Here is a 20,446-nt window from a genome sequence, read left to right on the forward strand (position 1 = left end):
CTTAACGCTTAACGCTTAACGCTTAACGCTTAACGCTTAACGCTTAACGCTGGCTGAAAAATTACAGACCCGGCAGTCTGTCAGGCAGACGGATAGCCAATCATAATGTGTCTGTCATCGTACAACGATCGCCGCTTGCAAGGCCGGAGAACACAGATATGTTCTCCGGCCTTTTTACTTTTTGTCGCCGCTTCAGGAGCTCTTTCCGGCGGAACATTCGCGGTCCTCGAAGCTGTTATTTGGTATCAGGCTGCATCATTTTATTCATTTAATACAGAATGATTTAAAATGAAACTATCTTTTCAAATTTTAATAACGTTTGATATATCTATCCCGGGAATATATTTCGCTTAAATGTTTATTATATTACGATGATGAACTGATTCATTAATGTGATTTTTATCATTTATTAGCGTTTATGGTTATTATTTAATGGAGTGAAAATATATTTTTCAGAGTGGTCAGCTAGCATTGAATTTCATGTTAAGAACTTTAAGAATGAGATGGAGTACTATAAATTCATATGAATCATAGTTAATCCCTTTGTTTTTTAAGTGGTATTTTTTAATTGTGAAGGTTTTTGAAGTTTGTTTTAGTTGAGAGCTTTTTGTGAGATATAAAGACTTCTTTGTAAGTATAATATTAATCGAGACCGTAGTGCGTCTATCTTCAATTATTGCAATTTGTATTAGTGAGGTGATATTTTGTTTTTGCTTACCGTCTGGTGGGTATATATCCTGAGGAGGAGTAATATGGGTAATAGTTTTCAAAATGAGGTGCCAAAATCTCGAGTTAATCTTCAATTGGATCTTCACACTGGCGGGGCGGGAAAGAAAAGCGAGTTACCGTTAAAGTTACTTGCGGTAGGCGATTTTAGTAACGGAAAAGAGCAACGATCTTTATCTGAAAGAAATAAAATAAATATCAATAAAAACAATTTTGATAGCGTAATGGCTGAACTCTTACCTGCGGTCGATTTGCTGGTCGAAAGCACTCTGTCAGGAGAAGCCCGGGTAGAAAATATCAAACTTAACTTTGGTAGCGTCAAAGATTTTGAACCAGAACAGGTTGCTCGCAATATCCCATCGCTTCGTGCATTGATTTCTATGCGTAATTTACTACGCGATCTCAAATCCAACTTGCTGGATAACGTCGAGTTCCGTCGTGAACTGGAAAAGATTATGAAAGATCCTGCGATGAGTAGTGAACTACGCGCAGAGCTAACGGCACTCGCACCGTAAAAAAGTAATGGACAACGACCGGAATAAATACGGTTCATCAAGGAAATGAAGAGGAGGGCATGCTGATGTCTGTACAAGAACATGACGCACCGGTAGCGCAGGCGCAGGCTGTGACCAGAGAAAATGTTTATCAGTCTCTGTTTAAAAAAATTCACCTGACGCCGGTTTCTTCTCTGAAACAACTCGGAGAGTGGCAAGATAGTGAAGCAATGGCGGAAGCATCAACGGAGGAGAGGGTCTCTGCAGCCATCCAGGTATTGCTTTCCTGCGTGGCGAAATCCGGAAAAAATGTTGAAAAGTTAGATAAATCACTGCTGGATTTCCATATCAGCGAGCTGGATCGAAAAATCAGCCAGCAGCTGGATACCGTGATGCACCACCCGGACTTTCAGGCGCTCGAATCGCTCTGGCGCGGCCTGTGGTTTCTCGTCCAGCGAACCGACCCTCGAAAGAATACCAAAATTGAGCTTCTGGATGTCAGCAAGGAAGACTTACGTCAGGACTTTGATGATGCGCCGGAAATTGTCCAGAGCGGGCTTTATCACCACACTTATGTGCAGGAATATGACACTCCCGGCGGCGAGCCAATAGCCTCAGTGATTTCCAGCTATGAGTTTGATAACAGCCCGCAGGACATCGCGTTGCTGCGTAATATCTCTCGTGTGGCCGCGGCTTCGCATATGCCGTTTATTGGTTCTGTCGGACCTGAATTCTTCCTTAAAAACTCAATGGAAGAGGTGGCTGCCATAAAAGATATCGGTAGTTATTTCGATCGTGCCGAATATATCAAATGGAAAAGTTTTCGCGACACTGATGATTCCCGCTATATCGGTCTTGTAATGCCCCGTGTACTTGGCCGTCTGCCGTATGGCCCGGATACGATTCCCGTCCGCAGTTTCAACTATGTGGAAGAGGTGAAAGGGCCCGATCACGAAAAATATCTCTGGACCAACGCGTCATTCGCCTTTGCGGCGAATATGGTGAAAAGCTTTGTTAACAACGGCTGGTGCGTACAAATTCGCGGACCGCAGGCGGGGGGAGCGGTCACCGATTTACCGATCCATCTTTACGACCTCGGTACCGGCAATCAGATCAAGATCCCCTCGGAGGTGATGATCCCGGAGACCCGTGAATTCGAATTTGCCAACCTTGGATTTATTCCACTCTCTTATTACAAAAATCGTGATTACGCATGCTTCTTTTCGGCTAACTCGGCACAGAAACCGGCGCTGTATGAGACGGCGGATGCCACTGCTAACAGCCGCATTAATGCCCGCCTGCCGTATGTCTTCCTGCTGTCGCGAATTGCGCACTATCTGAAGATTATTCAGCGCGAGAATATTGGTACCACCAAAGACCGACGTTTGCTGGAACTGGAGCTTAATACCTGGCTGCGTAACCTGGTGACGGAAATGACCGATCCTGGTGATGCGCTTCAGGCATCGCATCCGCTGCGCGATGGAAAAGTGGTTGTGGAAGATATTGAGGACAATCCGGGCTTCTTCCGTATCAGGCTTTATGCCGTGCCGCATTTTCAGATTGAAGGAATGGATATCAGCCTGTCGCTGGTATCGCAAATGCCAAAGGCTAAATCGTAAGCCGCAGGCGCGATGAAAATCTCTCGTCTGCTGCGGGCTGAGGAGATCGACCTTCCTCTCAGCGGCAGTTTCGTTGGGAAACCTTCAGTAATAATGGCTTTGCTCAACTCGCCATCTGCCCTCCATCGGAGTGGCTGCTGTGGCGTTAGATAGCGCGGTGCTGGCGTTGAAAAAACTAAAGATGCCATTCCTGCGCCTGTGTTTCCCCAACGATACGTTGATGGTACGGAAGTATCAGATGGGCTCTCTTCTGCTTGCGACCTGAATACGCGTGCGGAAGAGAATACGGTGGACGCGGAGCAGAACATACCGTCGGAGGCGGCGGTACCTCAATCACACTAACAAGGAGAGTAATTCTCATGGCAATTCCTGCTTACCTTTGGCTGAAAGATGACGGTGGCGCGGATATCAAAGGTTCCGTAGACGTACAGGGACGTGAGGGCAGCATCGAGGTCGTGGCGCTGGACCACGATGTGTATATCCCGACGGATAACAATACCGGCAAACTGACCGGCACCCGTACCCATAAGCCATTTACCTTCACTAAGGAAATCGACGTATCCAGCCCGTATCTCTACAAGGCCGTCACGACGGGTCAGACTCTGAAAACGGCAGAGTTCAAGTTTTACCGGATAAATGACGCCGGTCAGGAAGTTGAGTATTTCAACATTACGCTGGATAACGTCAAGCTGGTCAGAGTGGCTCCGCTGATGCACGACATTAAGGATCCTGCGCGCGAGAGGCACAATCATCTGGAGCGTATCGAATTCCGTTACGAAAAGATTACCTGGACCTACAAGGACGGAAACATCATTCATTCCGATGCATGGAATGAACGTCCTTCGGCCTGATAACCGCGGCAGACAGGCAACTGTCTGCTTTTTTATGCGTATTTGCTGATAAGCCGGTCCTTCCGGTGAGGCAAACCCTATCACATTCTGACAGAAACCTGCCAGGCACAGGGTTACGGCTACGGGCGGTAGCGTGCCTGAACAGGATTCAGTAAAGGAAAAATCACTACATTGAAGAAGGGATATCTATGACCGTAAACCAGCCAGCTGCACTGCTACGCCGCCTCAACCCGTTCTGCGCCCGCGCGCTGGACTCCGCCGCATCGCTGTGCCAGACCCGCGCTCACGCCGAGATTACTATTGAGCACTGGTTATTGAAGCTGCTGGAACAGGGAGAAGGGGATATCACCGTCATTGCCCGGCGCTATGAGTGGGATATGGAGATTCTCTGGCAAGCGTTGCTGGGGCATCTTGAAACGCTTCCACGCTCGGTACGTGAGCGTCCGCAGCTTTCTAAACGCCTGACGGCGCTGATGACGCAGGCATGGTTGTTCGCTTCGCTGGAGAGCAACGAGCCGCAGATCCGTAGTCAGCACTTGCTGATGGCGCTGACGGAGAAGTCCGAACTGCTGGCTTGCGACGATCTGTGGGTGTTGTTGAGCGTGGGTCGCGTCCAGTTAGGGCGGCTGCGCGCGCTACTGGACGAGCAGTCGGAAGAGTGTCCGGTGCGGCAAAGGCAGGTTGGCGAACCGCTGGTGGAAGATATAAGTACAAATTCTTCTGCGCTTGCGGCGGATGATAGACAAGATGATGCGCATCGAGCGGTCCTTAAACGTTTCACTTCGAATATTACAGAAAAGGCCCGGATGGGCCAGATCGACCCGGTGTTTGGCCGCGATGTTGAGATCCGCCAGATGGTGGATATTCTGTCGCGCCGTCGCAAGAACAATCCGCTGCTTGTGGGCGAGCCTGGCGTCGGCAAAACCGCGCTGGTGGAAGGGCTGGCGCTGCGTATTGTAGATGGCAACGTGCCGGATAGCCTGAAAACCGTGCATATTCACTCGCTGGATCTGGGACTGCTACAGGCAGGGGCTGGCGTAAAGGGGGAATTCGAGCAGCGGCTAAAAAACGTCATCGACGCGGTGCAGGCATCGCCGGAGCCGGTGCTGCTGTTTATTGATGAAGCCCATACTATCATCGGCGCGGGAAATCCTGCGGGCGGCGCAGATGCGGCTAATTTACTGAAACCTGCTTTGGCCCGCGGTGAGCTACGCACTATCGCAGCGACGACCTGGAGCGAGTACAAACAATATTTTGAGCGCGATGCCGCTCTGGACCGCCGTTTTCAATTGGTCAAAGTGGACGAGCCTGATGACGACACGGCCTGCCTGATGCTGCGCGGGCTGAAGACCCGCTACGCGGAGCACCATGGGGTACACATCCAGGATAGCGCCATTCAGGCCGCGGTACGTCTGTCGCGGCGTTATCTGTCCGGACGCCAGCTGCCTGACAAGGCGGTAGATCTGCTGGACACTGCCGGGGCGCGTGTCCGGATGAGTCTTGATACCCTGCCGGAGCCGTTAACTCAGCTTCAGGGACATCTGGCCGCGCTGGATATTGAGCAGAAGGCGCTTGAAAAGGATCGCACGTTTTATCCTGCATCCGCGCAGGCTCGACTGGCAGAGCTAGCCGACCTGCGGGATCAACTCCAGCAAAAGGCGGATCATCTGGAGTATCAGTACCAACAAGAAAAAGCGCTGGTGCAGCAGATTATAGCGCTACGCCGGGAAAGTCCGAACAGTGAACGGCTACCTCAACTGCAACAGCAGCTGCTATCGCAACAGGGATTAACGCCATTGCTGGCGCTGGATGTGGATGCCCGGGCCGTCGCTACCGTCGTAGCTGACTGGACCGGCGTACCGCTCTCTTCGCTGCTGAAAGATGAGCAGAGCGAGCTGCTGAATATGGAACAGATGCTCGCCAGGCGGGTGGTAGGCCAGGATGGTGCGCTAAAGGCTATTGCGCAGCGGTTGCGAGCAGCAAAAACCGGACTCACGCCGGAAAATGGCCCGCAGGGCGTATTTCTGCTGACCGGTCCTGGCGGCACAGGTAAGACCGAAACTGCGCTGGCGATGGCGGATGCGCTGTTCGGCGGCGAAAAGTCGCTTATTACCATCAATCTCTCAGAGTATCAGGAACCGCATACGGTTTCTCAGCTTAAGGGGGCGCCGCCGGGTTATGTCGGCTTCGGCCAGGGCGGCGTATTGACGGAAGCCGTCAGAAAACGTCCGTATAGTCTGGTTCTGCTCGACGAGGTAGAAAAAGCGCACCGCGACGTTATGAACCTTTTTTACCAGGTGTTCGATCGCGGTTTTATGCGCGATGGGGAAGGCAGGGAAATCGACTTTCGCAACACCATTATCCTGATGACCGCTAATCTCGGAAGCGATCACATTATACAACTGCTGGAAAAGAGGCCGGCGGCCACGGATCTGGATCTGCAGGAACTGCTGTATCCGCTGTTGCGGGAGCACTTCCAGCCTGCGCTGCTGGCGCGTTTCCAAACGGTAATTTATCGCCCTCTCGGGTGGGAGGCGATGCGGTTCATTGTGGAAATGAAGCTGGCGGCAGTGAGCCGCCGCCTGCACGAACACTACGGTATGGAGACGGTGATCGGGGCCAGTCTTTACGATCAACTGGCCTCCTCCTGTCTGCTGCCGGATACCGGGGCGCGTAATATCGACAGCTTACTGAACCAGCAGATTCTGCCTGTACTGAGCCAGCAGCTGCTGGCGAATCAGGCGGCGCGACGGCAACCCAGGCTGCTGGCGCTCGGCTGGAGTCAAGAGGACGGCATCGTGCTGGAATTAGATACGGAATAACGGGGACGGCGATGAATGCGCTGTGCGCTGGGTGTTACGACTGCCGTTCCCCATTCATCCCGAAACCCGTCATGGCCGATAGTGCTGCAAGCCTTCCCCTTGCCGGGAAAATATTCCGGACCGGAAAAATCATCACCGATAGCCTAAGTGAGGGGGCGATGCGAATGAGTGAATTACTGCAGCAGTTAACCCGCAGCTGTTTTCCCGAACGGAATGCGCTTGAGGCAGGGCAACAACAGGCGGCGCTGTGGCAGACGTGGCTGCTGCCAGTGACGACGGAGTCTCCGGTCGGGAGAGACCCCGTCTACCACGACGATTTCCAGCTGATGCGCGACGAGCTGAATAAGCTTTCCGGCGCGGATACCGCTCTGATTTGTCAGCTTGCGGAATCCCTGCTGCTCACTCAGGCAAAAGATGTACGCATCGCCACCTGCTATATCTGGGCGCGATTGCACCGCGACGGCGAACGCGGATTAGCGGAAGGTCTCGCCCTACTGGCCGGGCTGGTGCAGCGCTTCGGTACGCAACTGCTTCCTTCTCGTCCGGCGGGCCGGAAAATGGCGCTGGAATGGTTAACTGGCGAAAAGATACTCGACAGCCTGGCGCGTTATCCGGAAGTGGCAAAAGAAGACTTTGCCAATATTGTCGCGGCTCTCAATCTGCTGGTCGCTTCTTTTTCTACATGGCCGGAAGAACAACAGCCGCCGTCCCTGATACCGCTGATCCAGGCGCTGGAGTCGCGGCTGGCGCAGTCGGGCGGGATGAACGCGGTGGTGCCGCAGAACAGCGCGGCAACCGCTTCACCTCCGACAAATTCGCTACAGATACACTCCATCAGTTCCGGGCGCGAGCTGCTGGATCAGGCAAAAGCGCTGGCCCGCTACCTGAACGCGCAGCCGCAGGGCTGGCTGGCGGCGCATCGGTTGATGAAAACTCTGCGCTGGGACACCGTGCATGAACTGCCGCCTGATGTGGACGGCAGAACCCGGCTGGCTCCGCCGCGTACCGAGTCACGTACTCAGCTTAAACGGTTGTACTCGCAACAGAACTGGACCGAGCTGCTGGAACAGGCCGACCAGATGTTCAGCGCCGGGGTCAATCATTTCTGGTTCGATATTCAATGGTATTTGTATCAGGCGCTGGGCAAAGCGGGCGCGCCGTGGGACAAGTGGACGGCAATTATCCGCCAGGACCTGATGCTGTTACTTGAGCGTTTACCTGGGCTGGAGAGCCTGGCGTGGAACGACGGCACGCCGTTTGCCGATGAGGTGACCCGCAGTTGGATTACCCGGCAGGTGCTGCCGCAAGAGGAGGGGAACTGGCTTAGCAGGACGCCAACGGCCCCGGCGGAAGAGCCGGGCAACGATGTGCTGGCGCTGGAACCGGAGGCGCTGGCGCTGGCGGACCGCGAGGGCGTTGATGCTGCGCTGGGCTGGCTCCAGTCCCGTGCGGGGATTGTCACGGCACGCCAGCGTCTGCTGTTGCGTCTGTTGATGGCTCGCATAGCGGAGCAGTACGGTAAAAGCGAAATGGCGCTGCTGCTGCTGGAAGAGCTGCATGGCGCTGCGCAGGGGCTGACGTTGACACAATGGGAGCCGGAGTTAATTTTCGAAGTCACGGCACGACAGCTGAAGCTGCTGCGCCTGCGGGCGCACCGCTATGTAGATAAAGCCCATCTGGCGCGGAAAATGGAAAATCTGCTGGCGGCGCTGGTGGCGATGGATCCTGCGCGGGCGGCAGTACTGTGTGATACGCAATATAAAGACTGAGAACTCACCCGGTATTGAGATTAAAGGCGCCAATCCTGACGTTATTGCAAAGCCGAAATACGCTACCGATAAGAAGCCGACAGAGACTTTGCCCGGCTTACCCTGACCGCGCGCCATTGAGAAGATAAATAGCAAGCAGCGGCTGTTTCCGCTAAAGGATAAAAATAGTATGGAAATCGCTTCGTTATACCCAATGCCGACGTTTAATTTCAATCATGAATGGCCGCGAGCTCAGGGCAGTGAAAAGGATCGGCGGCTTCTTTCAGGGAGTCATAATATGCAATGTACTCACTATTGCCGGGCTATTATGCATTATTTGCAGCAACAGGAGCGTATATGAAGACGCCGCACTCTTCATTTATCAGCCCGTTCCGCACGGGCGGCGATCCCTGTACCTTTCGGGAGGCCGGCGAACTGCAGGCCGAAATAGGCAAACTTACGCATCCGGCGCGGCCGGATGTGGACTGGGGCAGGGTAGAGAGCCTGAGTCTGGCTCTGTTTCGGCAAAACGGCGTGGAGTTGCAAACGCTGGTCTGTTACGCGCTGGCGAGGACCCGGCAGTATGGGATAGCAGGAATGGTGGACGCTCTGGATGCCCTCGCGGCATTGATAAACCAGCGCTGGGGAGATTTCTGGCCGCTGCAGGTCCATTCAAGGATCGCGCTGCTGGCGTGGCTTGCCGAGAAGATGAAGCAGGCGCTGCGCACGCAGGATCTTCAGTATCAGGATCTGGCGCAGATTAACCACTGCAGCCAGCACCTGACGGAAATAGAGAACGTGCTGCGGCGGTGCGAGGTCTGGCATATGTCAAAACTGGAGCAACTGGCCGTTCAGTTACGAAATGCGGCGATGCGCCTGGAGCGACTGGCGCCGCAGGGTGAAAAAACGGCGGCGAAGAAAATCGCCAGGGAGCGCCCCTGGCCGAGAGATGTAAAAAATGGGGCCAAAAAAACCGCTGAAGCGCAGGCATTGCGAAAGCATGACGAAAGCTTGTTATTGAAGAAAACTACGGAGAGTCCTCGCCAGCGGCGGGTATGGCCCGGCTTTATCGCCGGGATGCTGACGATGGTTTGCCTGGGAGGTTGCGGTTTCTGGGGTTGGTCATGGCTGAACCCGCCAGAAATGGGCCTACGGGAGGCACAGACCGCGACGTCGGTGTTGGCGTTGGCGTTGCCCTCAGCGCCGGGGAGGGATGGCAACAAGATGCTGAGCTGGGCGCAGGGAATGGCGACGACCCGCGCGCAGCTGAAGAGGCTGAATGACCTGCCGCCGCTGTGGCCCCTGCGCCAGGAAGAGGCGCTGCTCCTGGCCCTTGAAAGCCGCTGGCCGAATAATTCGCAAATTAAGGCGATGAGGGCCGAGTGGCGCAAGCAGCGGGAAGCCAGCGCGCTGGCGGTGCCTGAATTACAGCGCTATGCCCAGGCGCAGGCGAAGCTACGGCAGCTTTCACTAAGGCTGGATGCGCTGGATGAACGCAAGGGGCGGTATATGACTGCTTCTGAGTTGAAATCGGCAATTTTCAGCATCCGGCAGCTGTTACAGACGCCGCCGCTGGAAGAACAGCTCAGGCAACTGGAGGCTCAGGTACGAGCCGGAAGTCTCTCACCGGTGCTGCAAATGCAGATTGATTTTCATTTTAAGCAGTTGCTAAGCCGCTACGCTATTTTGCTGGATAGCACAGAAGTGAAACCGAACCCTCAGTAGTAGGATGTCGGCTGCGGTAGAGTAAAAACAGACTGGAAAAGTTGGCCCAGGATTTTTTCAGCCCGCCATTTGATTATTGCTTTTTTAGCAAAAATCCTCTGCGTTAAACGATCTTTTTCTCGCTCCTCTCGTTGGTCATAATGTTTCTCATTAACCGCTATTGATAAATAATGAGGAAAATCATGACAATCCCTGCATTTGGTCTTGGGACCTTCCGTCTGAAAGATGACGTAGTGATCGCATCTGTAAAAACAGCGCTTGAGCTGGGCTATCGCGCCATTGATACCGCGCAAATCTATGACAATGAAGCGGCCGTGGGCCAGGCTATCGCAGAAAGCGGCGTCGCGCGCGATGAACTGTTCATCACCACCAAGATCTGGATTGAAAATTTAAGCAAAGATAAGCTCATCGCAAGCCTGAAAGAGAGTCTGCAGAAGCTGCGTACCGAATATGTCGATCTCACGCTGATCCACTGGCCGTCGCCAAACGATGCGGTTGCCGTGGAAGAGTATATGGCTGCTCTGCTGGAGGCGAAACGCCAGGGATTGACTCGCCAGATTGGTATCTCTAACTTCACTATTCCGCTGATGGAGCGCGCCATTGCTGCCGTTGGGGTAGAGAATATCGCGACCAACCAGATTGAACTGTCACCTTATTTGCAAAATCGTAAGGTCGTCGATTGGGCCTCTGAGCATGGCATCCACATTACCTCTTATATGACTCTGGCTTATGGTAAAGCGTTAAAAGATGAAGCCATTGCCCGGATTGCGGCGAAACACAATGCCACTCCGGCGCAGGTTATCCTCGCGTGGGCAATGGGTGAAGGCTATGCGGTGATCCCATCTTCGACCAGGCGCGAAAACCTGGCAAGCAACCTGAAAGCTCAGGAGCTGCAGCTTGATGAAGACGATCGCCTGGCGATCGCCGCGCTGGACTGTCACGATCGTCTGGTTAGCCCGGAAGGTCTGGCGCCTGAATGGGATTAAGCTAACCCCCTCTGTACTCTACAACCCTCTTACAGCTCCTGCGGGAGCTGTTTTACATGCTCACTAAGAAAGTCGATAAAAGCCCTGATCCGCGTGCTTACCGCCCTGTCGCTGTAGTACACCGCGCTAAACGGCATTTCAATCGGCAGCCGTTTGTCAGCCAGCAGTTCGACAAACGCCCCTTCAGCAATTTCTTTATCCACCATATAGTCCGACAGACAGGCTATACCGTTACCGGCCAGACACAGCTGCTTGAGCGTTTCCCCGCTATTGGAAGATATCTCGCTTTCGATTTCCAGCAGTTGGCCATCGCAGCAGGAAACTGGCCAGGTATTCAGGGATACGGGCTCGCTAAAGCCGAGGCACTGATGATGTTTTAGCTCGGCGACGCTTTGCGGCGTTCCGTGCCGGGCAAGATAGTCCGGCGAGGCGATAATTTTGCGGTAGCTATTGAACAGCGGCCGGGCGCGCAGGCTGGAATCGGTTAGCGTGCCGGCGCGGATCGCGACGTCCACTTTCCGCTCAATCAGATTGATAAAGGTCTCTGACGAGACCAGCGAAAGGCTCATTTCCGGGTAGCGCTCACGGAAGGGCCTGATCAAAGGCATCAGAAAATGCAATATCACCGGCGTCGCGGCATCAACGCGAAGTAATCCTCTTGGCGTCGTTCGGCTCTCCAGAAGCTCATTTTCGGCGGCGGCCATCTCCTGAAGCACAACCTGCACTCGGCGGAAATAACGCTCGCCCTCTTCGGTCAGGCTTAGCTGGCGAGTAGTACGGTTAAGCAGGCTGACGCCGAGCTTTGACTCCAGCTTTTTTACCGCCCGGCTGACGGCGGAATTAGCCTGACCAAGCTGTTCAGCAGCGCGACTAAAACTGCCGCTCTCTACCACGGCGACAAAAATGGCGATTTCTTCTGAGGTAGCTCTCATTGTTGCACCTGTGGCAAAATTCTATTGATACTTTGGCTATTTTTGTTATTAAAACATCTCTTCATACTACGTGTCATCTTAATCCTGTTGATACGGAGTACATTATGCCGCTGGCGCTACTTGCCTTAACTATCGGTGCCTTTGCGATTGGCACGACTGAATTTGTCATTGTGGGCCTGGTGCCTGACATTGCTGAGCAACTAGCTATTTCGCTACCCTCTGCAGGGCTGCTGGTTTCTATCTATGCGTTGGGTGTAGCGATAGGTGCTCCTGTGCTCACCGCGCTGACCGGGCGTATGCCGCGTAAGCAGCTACTGCTGGCGTTAATGGCGCTGTTTACCGCTGGCAATCTGCTGGCATGGCAGGCGCCGGGTTACGAGACTCTGGTTCTGGCGCGCCTGCTGACCGGGCTGGCGCATGGGGTATTCTTTTCGATCGGTTCGACAATTGCGACCAGCCTGGTCGCGAAGGAGAAAGCGGCCTCGGCGATTGCGATGATGTTCGGCGGGTTAACCGTTGCGCTGGTGACCGGCGTGCCGCTAGGCACCTTCATTGGCCAACACTTTGGCTGGCGTGAAACATTCCTGGCCGTGTCTATTCTTGGCGTAATCGCGTTAATGAGCAGCCTTATTCTGGTGCCTGGTAACATTCCGGGCCGCGTCAGCGCGGGTCTGCGCGCTCAGCTTAAGGTTCTGACCCATCCGCGTTTACTGATTATCTACGCGATCACTGCTCTGGGGTATGGCGGCGTATTTACGGCATTTACCTTCCTGGCGCCGATGATGCAGGATCTTGCCGGATTTAGCCCATCGGCCGTCAGCTGGATCCTTCTGGGCTACGGTGTTTCAGTGGCGATAGGTAACGTATGGGGCGGAAGGCTGGCGGATAAACATGGCGCCGTGCCCGCGCTGAAGCTGATTTTTGCCGCCCTGGCTGCGCTACTGGCGATCTTTCAATTTACGGCCAGTGTGCATTATGCTGCTCTGGCGACGGTTTTGGTGATGGGGATCTTTGCTTTTGGTAACGTTCCGGGACTGCAGGTGTACGTGGTGCAGAACGCGGAGCAATACACTCCTGGCGCGGTTGACGTTGCCTCTGGCCTGAATATTGCAGCATTTAACATTGGCATTGCATTAGGTTCGGTGATTGGCGGGCAGATCGTAGCGCATTATGGTCTGGCCCAGACGCCTTGGATCGGCGCTCTGATTGTGCTGGTGGCGCTCTTACTGGTCGGAATTAGCGGCCGGCTTGATAAGCCAGGGCTTCGCGCTAACGGCCCTGGCGTAGAAGGCTAAAGGTTTCTGGCAAATTGCATTGAAAGTGTCTACAAAAATCCCTATAACAGAAGAACCAGCCGCAGTCGGGCTGGTTTCCTGTTATCGAGGTTTGATGCCTAAATTGCGAAAGAATACCTATGCCATGCGCTATGTCGCCGGACAGCCTGCGGAGAGAATTTTACCTCCGGGGTCGTTTGCAGGCATGACTCCGGCTTTTCCGGCGGGAGTACCGTTAAGTTCGGATGAAAAAATCCGCGTACTGGTGTGGAACATCTTCAAGCAGCAGCGCGCCGAGTGGAAATCAGTTCTTAACAACTTTGGTAAAGATGCGCACCTGGTGTTGTTACAGGAAGCGCAAACTACACCTGAATTAGTGAAGTTTGCCACGTCCAACTACCTTGCAGCGGATCAGGTTCCGGCGCTGGTGCTGCCCCAGCATCCTTCCGGCGTGATGACGTTAGCCTCTGCGCATCCTATCTACTGTTGTCCTCTGCGTGAACGCGAGCCTATCCTGCGGTTGGCGAAGTCGGCATTAGTGACGGTGTATCCGTTACCGGATTCCCGCCTGCTGATGGTGGTCAATATTCATGCGGTTAACTTCAGCCTTGGCGTCGATGTCTACAGCAAGCAGCTGCTGCCGATTGGCGATCAGATCGCCCATCACAGCGGGCCGGTGATTATGGCAGGCGACTTTAATGCCTGGAGCCGCCCGCGAATGAATGCCCTGTACCGCTTTGCGCGCGAAATGTCGCTGCGCGAAGTTCGTTTCTCTGACGATCAGCGCCGCCGTACGTTTGGCCGCCCGCTTGATTTTGTCTTCTATCGTGGGTTAAGCGTACACGATGCTTCCGTACTGGTGACGCGTGCCTCCGACCACAACCCTCTACTAGTCGAATTCAGTCCCGGCAAGCCTGATTAATTAAGGTATGTCAGGCCTGCCACGGGGCAGGCCTGCGTATGCATGGTGCTGCCTTTATTACTCAAAAAAACCGAAGGACAATGCAATGACAACACGCTCTCATCATGACCATGTAGAAATGCAGTTTGGCTCACAGGCCAGCGCCTACCTGACCAGCGCCGTACACGCCTCCGGGCGCGATCTGCAACGTCTGGCCGAAAGGCTGGCGGATTTTCCTCAGGCGCACGTGCTGGATATGGGATGCGGCGCCGGCCACGCCAGCTTTGCGGCGGCAGGGCAGGTTGCACAGGTGACGGCGTATGATTTATCCAGCCAGATGCTGGACGTTGTGGCTCAGGCCGCACGTGATAAAGGTTTTGCTAATATTACCACTCAGCAGGGATATGCCGAGTCTTTGCCTTTCGCTGACGCCAGCTTTGATGTAGCGATCAGTCGTTATTCTGCGCATCACTGGCACGATGTCGGTCTGGCGCTGCGTGAAGTGAAGCGAGTGCTGAAGCCGGGCGGAGTAATGATTATTATGGATGTGATGTCGCCCGGTCATCCGGTTCGCGACGTCTGGCTGCAGACCGTTGAGGCCCTGCGCGATACTTCCCATGTCCGCAACTATTCCAGCGGCGAATGGCTGGCAATGACGAGCGAGGCGGGTCTGGTGATTAATCATCTGCTGACCGACCGCTTGCCGCTGGAGTTTGGCTCATGGATTGCGCGCATGCGAACGCCAGCGGCGCTGGCGGAAGCGATTCGCTTATATCAGGAGAGCGCATCGGCTGAGGTTAAGGCCTATTTTGCCCTGCAGCACGATGGTTCGTTCACCAGCGATACGATTATGTTTGAGGCCCACAAGGCGGCCTGACGCCGGGATAAAAAAAGGCACCACATGGGGGCCTTTATCATGCCTGATGAATCATCAGGATTCTGGTCTGTCGCTGTTTTTCACGAACAGCGTCAGCTGATCGCCGGGCTTCAGGTTGCCGGTATCGCTATTCCAGCGCATGACATCACGAATGTTGACGCCATGGCGTTTCGCAATGCTCGACAGGGAGTCGCCTTTGCGCACGCGATAAGTGATGCTATCGCTGTTGTTAGCCAGACGCTCGGCGCTGCTGCCTGCGCCAATCACCAGATTCTGACCAACCTTCAGGTTAGAACCGCGAATACCGTTCCACTGCTGCAGATCTTTGGTTGATACGCCGAGACGCGACGCAATGCCGGAAATCGTATCGCCGGAACGCACCTTGTAGCTACGGCTGGTTAACGGCTTGTTATCAGCCAGCAGCGTCGGCTGCACGGCTGCAATATCGCCGGAAGCCAACGATTCGCGCAGCTGTGCGGCGTGCTTCTGCGGCACCAGCACGTAGTTTGGCCCATTCGCGCCCAGGGTTGATCCTTTGACGCCAGCATTGAAGGTCTTCAGTTTGCTGACCGGCATTCCTGCCATATCGGCTAACTGTGAAATCTCAACCGGGCTGTCGAGACGTACGCGCGCCAGAGCCCGGCTTTCGTCTGCCGTCGGCAGCCTCACGCCGTAGCGCTTGCTGTTCTTGAGGATATCGCTCAGGGCCAGCATTTTCGGTACGTATATTTTGGTTTCATGCGGCAAAGACAGCGACCAGAAATCGGTGGGTTTACCACGCGCTTTGTTCGCTTTGATCGCCTTCATGACCCGGCCTTCGCCGCTGTTATACGCCGCAACGGTTAACAACCAGTCGCCGTCGAACATTTTGTTCAGACGTTGCATCATGTTTAACGCTGCCGTGGTTGAGGCAACGATGTCACGACGCGCATCGTAACTGCGGGTCTGTTTCAAACCATAATTGCGCCCGGTGCTCGGAATGATCTGCCAGATGCCTGCGGCATTGGCGCCAGACGTTGCGTGCGGGTCAAAAGCGCTCTCCACTATGGGTAGTAATACCAGTTCCATCGGCATGTTACGTTTCTTAACTTGCCCGGCTATCCAGTACATATACGGCTCTGCCCGTAAAGTTACATCGTGGAGATAGCTCTTATTTCTTAAATACTTCTGTTTTTGTTCGCGAATCCGGACGTTTTCCGGAATTCCCATCTTTAGCTCGTCGCCTATCGAAGTCCACAGATCCTGGTCTTGCGCGTAGAAGGTTCCATCATCTAACCAGCGCGCTCGACTTGTGAACTTGCTTGCTTCCCCTTGACTCGCTGCAGAAAGGCTCTGTGCGTGCTGTTGTACGGTGCCATCGTTCTTAGACGCCTGGCACCCCACCAGCAGGACAGAGGCGAGTAAAATCGCTCGTGCCTTCATGTGTGTGTCAATAGTTGCTTAAAAGACGAGCAAGGATAACGGTGAAGTCCCCCGAAGACAAGAATTAAATCTCAGAAGTCGTCTTTCTTTGACCTTAACCACGCAAATCTCTGAACAGAGTGTTGCAAATTTGTTTCTTTGTTTATTTCTTCAATTAAATCATAATCATCTGTACGTAAAAATAAATTTATACGACGTTCATTTTTCAGAGTTACGGGTAGTGTCTTTTGTTTTTTTGCGCGTAACTCATTAACTTTGCGATAGTAATCATTTATATCCTTATCATGGGGCAAGATGCTCATTGCAAACTTCATATTTGCTAAAGTGTACTCATGTGCGCAACATATTAACGTTTCATCAGGAAGGGCGTTAATCTTGTTAAATGATTGATACATCTGGTCTGGGGTGCCTTCAAAGAGTCTGCCGCAGCCGCCGGAAAACATTGTATCGCCACAAAATAGATAAGGTTTACTGTAGAAACAGATGTGTCCTAAAGTGTGACCTGGCGTAGCAAAAATAGAAAATTCGCGGCCCAAAACGGACAGGCTTTCTCCGTCCTTTACGATGCAGGTTGCTCCCTTATCCTGGGTTTCTGCCGGTCCGTAAACCGCTATTGCCGGGAATTTTTCACGTAGTTGTTTTACGCCGCCAACGTGGTCGTGATGGTGATGCGTTAAGAAGATGGCTTCTGGCTGCCAGCGGTTTTGTTCTATCGCGGCGAGCACCGGCGCGGCTTCTCCCGGGTCGACTATCAGACAGCGGCCGCTATCTTCACTGAGAACCCAGATGTAGTTGTCCTGAAATGCGGGAATACTGATAAGATTCATAAATTACCTCTAAAGCGTAGCGGAAGGTTGCGATGAAGCCGGCAAGGATACCTCAGACAGTTACAGCGCCAGAGCACTGGTCCAGCATGCCCTGGGGCGAATACTACCGCGAATCGCTGGAACGGCAGATGAAACCGTGGCTGGCTAAATTATATGGCTTTCATTTACTTAAGATTGGCAATCTGAGCGCGGAAATCAATACGGAGTCCTGTGCGATTTCCCATCAGGTGAATGTCTCTTTACAGGGTAATCCCGTGCAGGTAAAGGCCGATCCGCTGCATTTGCCTTTTGCCGAGAAGTCGGTTGATGCCTGCCTGCTGGCGCATACCTTACCCTGGTGTAGCGATCCGCATCGACTACTGCGGGAAGCAGACAGAGTGCTGATTGACGATGGCTGGATCATTTTGACCAGTTTTAACCCCATGAGCCTGATGGGGGTGCGCAAGCTGGTGCCGGTCTTGCGCAATAAGCCCCCCTATAACAGCCGCATGTTTACTTTAACGCGTCAGATGGACTGGCTGGCGCTGCTGAATTTTGAAGTGATGCATCACGGTTGCTACCAGGTCCTTCCCTGGTCTCGTCACGGGGGGAAAATGCTCAGCACCCATTTACCTGCTTTAGGATGTTTACAGCTCATTATTGCCCGTAAACGTACGATCCCCTTGACGCTAAACCCGATGAAATCGGGCAAAGCAAAAAAACGGATACCGCAGGCGGTGGGCGCCACACGTCAGTGGCGCAAGGGGCAAAATTAGCGCTCTGCCAGATAACCGGTATCATCCCGGGTGGGATGAGAGGCGGCCGCGCGCGCCAGTTCGTCGCAGCGTTCGTTTTCCGGATGACCCGCGTGGCCTTTGACCCACTCCCATTTTATTTTGTGTTGACCCAGCGCAGCGTCCAGGCGCTGCCAGAGATCGACATTTTTAACCGGTTTTTTGTCCGCCGTTTTCCAGCCGCGCTTTTTCCAGTTGTGGATCCACTGAGTAATACCCTGACGCACGTACTGGCTGTCGGTACTGAGGATCACTTCGCAATGTTCTTTCAGCGCTTCGAGGGCGACGATGGCGGCCATCATCTCCATGCGGTTATTCGTCGTGAGGTTAAAGCCTTCGCTAAAGGTTTTTTCTTTTCCGCGATAGCGTAAAATTGCACCGTAGCCGCCGGGGCCTGGATTGCCCAGGCAGGAACCATCGGTGAAAATTTCTACCTGTTTGAGCATCTCTGGTAGACTTCCTGTAATTGAAATCGATACGTAAAACGGTAAGTCTGACATAAATGACCGCTATGAGCACTGCAATTACACGACAGATCGTTCTCGATACCGAAACCACCGGTATGAATCAGATTGGTGCGCACTATGAGGGGCACAAGATAATCGAGATCGGCGCGGTAGAGGTGATCAACCGCCGCCTGACCGGGAACAACTTCCACGTCTATCTTAAGCCGGACCGCCTGGTGGACCCTGAAGCTTTTGGCGTCCACGGTATTGCGGACGAATTCCTCATGGATAAGCCCGTGTTTGGCGATGTTGTCGATGAGTTTCTCGATTACATCCGCGGCGCGGAGCTGGTCATCCATAACGCATCGTTCGATATCGGCTTTATGGACTATGAATTTAGCAAGCTGAATCGCGGTATTCCGAAGACCGATACTTTTTGCAAGGTGACCGACAGCCTGGCCCTGGCGCGTAAAATGTTCCCGGGCAAGCGCAATAGCCTTGATGCTCTTTGCTCGCGTTATGAAATAGATAACAGCAAGCGAACGCTCCACGGGGCTCTGCTCGATGCCCAGATTCTGGCCGATGTTTATCTGATGATGACCGGCGGCCAGACGACGATGGCTTTCTCTATGGAAGGGGAAGGGCAGCGGCAGGCCGGAGATACGGGAATACAGCGCGTTGTCCGGGCAGCCAGTAAGCTACGCGTAGTTTATGCCACTGATGAAGAGCTGGTGAACCATGAATCCCGCCTCGATCTGGTACAAAAGAAAGGCGGAAGCTGCCTGTGGCGGGCATGATTGGGCAGTAAACGCGTTAAAAATAATCTGATGGGTGATTTTTGCAGCAAGCGATTCAAAAATGAAGAAAAAGCGTTGACGGAGTAGAGGGGAAACCGTAATATTCGCCTCGTTCCCAACGGAACAGTATGTGGAGCGGTAGTTCAGTCGGTTAGAATACCTGCCTGTCACGCAGGGGGTCGCGGGTTCGAGTCCCGTCCGTTCCGCCACTATTCAGAAAGCCTGAATCAGAAATGATTCAGGCTTTCGTCGTTTTAGCCTGCTGAATCATTACTCTTCCCTCTTTTTGCCAGCGAGCGGTATGCCGCATTAACGCTTTTGCTCTGAGCAGCGTGAGTTTTCTCTGGGGTCTCAGGGGCGCGTTATCGCGGGGGTTTAAGGCATAAAGAAAGGGAGCACAGGCTCCCTGATATGCGGTCTTTAATTGAGCGTGAAGGGGTCGGCATCCTGCCAGGCTGGAAACTTCTCGCGATACTCGTTCAGCGCCGTCAATGAAAGCTCTGCGTCAAGGCGAGTGGCCTGATGCGGCTCGGCGGTGGCGATAATTTCGCCCTGCGGCGTAATTATCCGACTGTCGCCCCGGTAATGGTGGCCATTGCCGTCGGTACCGACGCGATTGCATCCGGCAACATAAGCCTGATTTTCGATAGCCCTGGCCACCAGTAGCGACTGCCAGTGCGTTGAGCGTGGTGCGGGCCAGTTGGCAACATACAGCGCTAAATCGTAGTCGTTATGATTGCGCGACCAGACCGGGAAGCGCAGGTCGTAGCACACCAGCGGCAGGATCCTCCAGCCGCGCCATGCAAAAATGACCCGTTCGTTACCCGCCTGGTAATGGTGATGTTCATCCGCCATGCGGAACAGATGTCGTTTATCATAGAAATGGATTTTACCCTCGGGCTCCACCAGCAAAAAACGGTTAACGGGCCCGCGTTCCGTTTGCAGCGCCGCGCTGCCGGCAATCAGCGCATTGGTTTGCGCGGCTTTAGCTCCCATCCAGGCAACCACTTCCTCTTGCGATAGCGACTGTTTTGCCGCCTCCATCGCGAAACCGGTGGTGAACATTTCGGGTAAAACAATGAGGTCCCGCCCGGTAATCCCTTCCAGTTGACGATCGAAATGACGCAGGTTGGCGGGACCGTCCATCCACACCAGCGGTTGTTGTAAAAGGGTAATTTTCAGTCCGGGCACGGTGGTAACTCCAGCGTTGTGAAAGGAATGATAAA

18 protein-coding genes and 1 tRNA gene are annotated in these 20,446 nt (G+C 53.7%); 14 read left to right on the forward strand and 5 right to left on the reverse strand.

Annotated features, from left to right (window positions below):
* Window positions 1–752 precede the first annotated feature (752 nt).
* From tssB to dkgB, 8 genes are all read left to right on the forward strand, one after another.
* Window positions 753–1,241: a type VI secretion system contractile sheath small subunit gene (tssB, locus tag IAE27_RS26525; protein WP_064345327.1), complete on the forward strand. Its 489-nt coding sequence runs from the start codon at window positions 753–755 to the stop codon at window positions 1,239–1,241.
* Between the two features lie 65 nt (window positions 1,242–1,306).
* Entirely contained in the window at window positions 1,307–2,839 is a 1,533-nt protein-coding gene (gene tssC / locus IAE27_RS26530) for a type VI secretion system contractile sheath large subunit (RefSeq protein WP_135800000.1), read from the forward strand.
* Window positions 2,840–2,978: 139 nt separating this feature from the next.
* A complete protein-coding gene (locus IAE27_RS29890; protein ID WP_263442110.1) occupies window positions 2,979–3,104 on the forward strand; it encodes a hypothetical protein in 126 nt (41 codons plus the stop codon).
* A 94-nt stretch (window positions 3,105–3,198) separates the two neighbouring features.
* Window positions 3,199–3,690: an Hcp family type VI secretion system effector gene (locus IAE27_RS26535; protein WP_004099111.1), complete on the forward strand. Its 492-nt coding sequence runs from the start codon at window positions 3,199–3,201 to the stop codon at window positions 3,688–3,690.
* Window positions 3,691–3,878: 188 nt separating this feature from the next.
* Entirely contained in the window at window positions 3,879–6,512 is a 2,634-nt protein-coding gene (gene tssH / locus IAE27_RS26540) for a type VI secretion system ATPase TssH (protein WP_135800001.1), read from the forward strand.
* Window positions 6,513–6,676: 164 nt separating this feature from the next.
* Window positions 6,677–8,281: a type VI secretion system protein TssA gene (gene tssA, locus IAE27_RS26545; RefSeq protein ID WP_154022322.1), complete on the forward strand. Its 1,605-nt coding sequence runs from the start codon at window positions 6,677–6,679 to the stop codon at window positions 8,279–8,281.
* Between the two features lie 336 nt (window positions 8,282–8,617).
* Window positions 8,618–9,985 (forward strand): VasL domain-containing protein, encoded by a 1,368-nt coding sequence (locus IAE27_RS26550; RefSeq protein WP_070557113.1) that lies wholly within the window; start codon window positions 8,618–8,620, stop codon window positions 9,983–9,985.
* Window positions 9,986–10,167: 182 nt separating this feature from the next.
* On the forward strand, window positions 10,168–10,971 hold the full coding sequence (gene dkgB, locus IAE27_RS26555; protein ID WP_016809616.1) for a 2,5-didehydrogluconate reductase DkgB: 804 nt from the start codon (window positions 10,168–10,170) through the stop codon (window positions 10,969–10,971).
* Window positions 10,972–11,000: 29 nt separating this feature from the next.
* Here the strand turns inward: dkgB and yafC are convergent, their stop codons facing one another.
* On the reverse strand, window positions 11,001–11,903 hold the full coding sequence (yafC, locus tag IAE27_RS26560; RefSeq protein WP_004099134.1) for a DNA-binding transcriptional regulator YafC: 903 nt from the start codon (window positions 11,901–11,903) through the stop codon (window positions 11,001–11,003).
* Window positions 11,904–12,007: 104 nt separating this feature from the next.
* On the opposite strand from yafC, the gene IAE27_RS26565 reads away from it, so the two are divergent.
* The 3 genes from IAE27_RS26565 to IAE27_RS26575 all read left to right on the forward strand — a co-directional run bounded on the left by IAE27_RS26565 (window position 12,008) and on the right by IAE27_RS26575 (window position 14,955).
* Window positions 12,008–13,198 (forward strand): MFS transporter, encoded by a 1,191-nt coding sequence (locus IAE27_RS26565; RefSeq protein WP_064406841.1) that lies wholly within the window; start codon window positions 12,008–12,010, stop codon window positions 13,196–13,198.
* Between the two features lie 103 nt (window positions 13,199–13,301).
* On the forward strand, window positions 13,302–14,099 hold the full coding sequence (locus tag IAE27_RS26570) for an endonuclease/exonuclease/phosphatase family protein (protein WP_024359141.1): 798 nt from the start codon (window positions 13,302–13,304) through the stop codon (window positions 14,097–14,099).
* A gap of 85 nt (window positions 14,100–14,184) precedes the next feature.
* Window positions 14,185–14,955, forward strand: coding sequence for a class I SAM-dependent methyltransferase (locus tag IAE27_RS26575; protein WP_004099138.1), 771 nt, complete (start codon window positions 14,185–14,187; stop codon window positions 14,953–14,955).
* 54 nt (window positions 14,956–15,009) lie between these two features.
* On the opposite strand, the gene mltD is transcribed toward IAE27_RS26575, so the two are convergent.
* On the reverse strand, window positions 15,010–16,377 hold the full coding sequence (gene mltD / locus IAE27_RS26580) for a murein transglycosylase D (protein ID WP_004099139.1): 1,368 nt from the start codon (window positions 16,375–16,377) through the stop codon (window positions 15,010–15,012).
* 71 nt (window positions 16,378–16,448) lie between these two features.
* Complete coding sequence (gene gloB / locus IAE27_RS26585) at window positions 16,449–17,204, reverse strand: hydroxyacylglutathione hydrolase (RefSeq protein ID WP_016809613.1); 756 nt, start codon at window positions 17,202–17,204, stop codon at window positions 16,449–16,451.
* A 32-nt stretch (window positions 17,205–17,236) separates the two neighbouring features.
* On the opposite strand from gloB, the gene IAE27_RS26590 reads away from it, so the two are divergent.
* Window positions 17,237–17,959, forward strand: coding sequence for a class I SAM-dependent methyltransferase (locus tag IAE27_RS26590; protein ID WP_070557117.1), 723 nt, complete (start codon window positions 17,237–17,239; stop codon window positions 17,957–17,959).
* Here the strand turns inward: IAE27_RS26590 and rnhA are convergent.
* Complete coding sequence (gene rnhA, locus IAE27_RS26595) at window positions 17,956–18,423, reverse strand: ribonuclease HI (protein ID WP_004099142.1); 468 nt, start codon at window positions 18,421–18,423, stop codon at window positions 17,956–17,958. The genes IAE27_RS26590 and rnhA overlap by 4 nt on opposite strands.
* Before the next feature lie 65 nt (window positions 18,424–18,488).
* Here rnhA and dnaQ point away from each other — a divergent pair, with 65 nt between their 5' ends.
* The gene (gene dnaQ / locus IAE27_RS26600) at window positions 18,489–19,220 is read left to right on the forward strand and encodes a DNA polymerase III subunit epsilon (protein WP_085955793.1); all 732 of its coding nucleotides are present in this window, start codon (window positions 18,489–18,491) and stop codon (window positions 19,218–19,220) included.
* Window positions 19,221–19,352: 132 nt separating this feature from the next.
* Window positions 19,353–19,429: transfer RNA gene (locus tag IAE27_RS26605), tRNA-Asp, on the forward strand.
* Between the two features lie 211 nt (window positions 19,430–19,640).
* Here IAE27_RS26605 and IAE27_RS26610 read toward each other — a convergent pair.
* Window positions 19,641–20,411: an amidohydrolase gene (locus IAE27_RS26610; protein ID WP_004099144.1), complete on the reverse strand. Its 771-nt coding sequence runs from the start codon at window positions 20,409–20,411 to the stop codon at window positions 19,641–19,643.
* Window positions 20,412–20,446 lie beyond the last annotated feature (35 nt).

This window comes from Klebsiella sp. S69, assembly GCF_016516145.1.
In the GTDB taxonomy this organism is placed as follows: Bacteria; Pseudomonadota; Gammaproteobacteria; order Enterobacterales; family Enterobacteriaceae; genus Klebsiella; species Klebsiella oxytoca.

Coding starts and splice junctions, on each gene's coding strand:
- IAE27_RS26575 (WP_004099138.1), top strand. CDS start 14,185: ATGACAACACGCTCTCATCATGACCATGTAGAAATGCAGTTTGGCTCA.
- dnaQ (WP_085955793.1), top strand. CDS start 18,489: ATGAGCACTGCAATTACACGACAGATCGTTCTCGATACCGAAACCACC.
- IAE27_RS26535 (WP_004099111.1), top strand. CDS start 3,199: ATGGCAATTCCTGCTTACCTTTGGCTGAAAGATGACGGTGGCGCGGAT.
- IAE27_RS26590 (WP_070557117.1), top strand. CDS start 17,237: ATGAAGCCGGCAAGGATACCTCAGACAGTTACAGCGCCAGAGCACTGG.
- yafC (WP_004099134.1), bottom strand. CDS start 11,903: ATGAGAGCTACCTCAGAAGAAATCGCCATTTTTGTCGCCGTGGTAGAG.
- gloB (WP_016809613.1), bottom strand. CDS start 17,204: ATGAATCTTATCAGTATTCCCGCATTTCAGGACAACTACATCTGGGTT.
- tssC (WP_135800000.1), top strand. CDS start 1,307: ATGTCTGTACAAGAACATGACGCACCGGTAGCGCAGGCGCAGGCTGTG.
- IAE27_RS26550 (WP_070557113.1), top strand. CDS start 8,618: ATGAAGACGCCGCACTCTTCATTTATCAGCCCGTTCCGCACGGGCGGC.
- IAE27_RS26565 (WP_064406841.1), top strand. CDS start 12,008: ATGCCGCTGGCGCTACTTGCCTTAACTATCGGTGCCTTTGCGATTGGC.
- dkgB (WP_016809616.1), top strand. CDS start 10,168: ATGACAATCCCTGCATTTGGTCTTGGGACCTTCCGTCTGAAAGATGAC.
- rnhA (WP_004099142.1), bottom strand. CDS start 18,423: ATGCTCAAACAGGTAGAAATTTTCACCGATGGTTCCTGCCTGGGCAAT.
- tssB (WP_064345327.1), top strand. CDS start 753: ATGGGTAATAGTTTTCAAAATGAGGTGCCAAAATCTCGAGTTAATCTT.
- mltD (WP_004099139.1), bottom strand. CDS start 16,377: ATGAAGGCACGAGCGATTTTACTCGCCTCTGTCCTGCTGGTGGGGTGC.
- tssA (WP_154022322.1), top strand. CDS start 6,677: ATGAGTGAATTACTGCAGCAGTTAACCCGCAGCTGTTTTCCCGAACGG.
- tssH (WP_135800001.1), top strand. CDS start 3,879: ATGACCGTAAACCAGCCAGCTGCACTGCTACGCCGCCTCAACCCGTTC.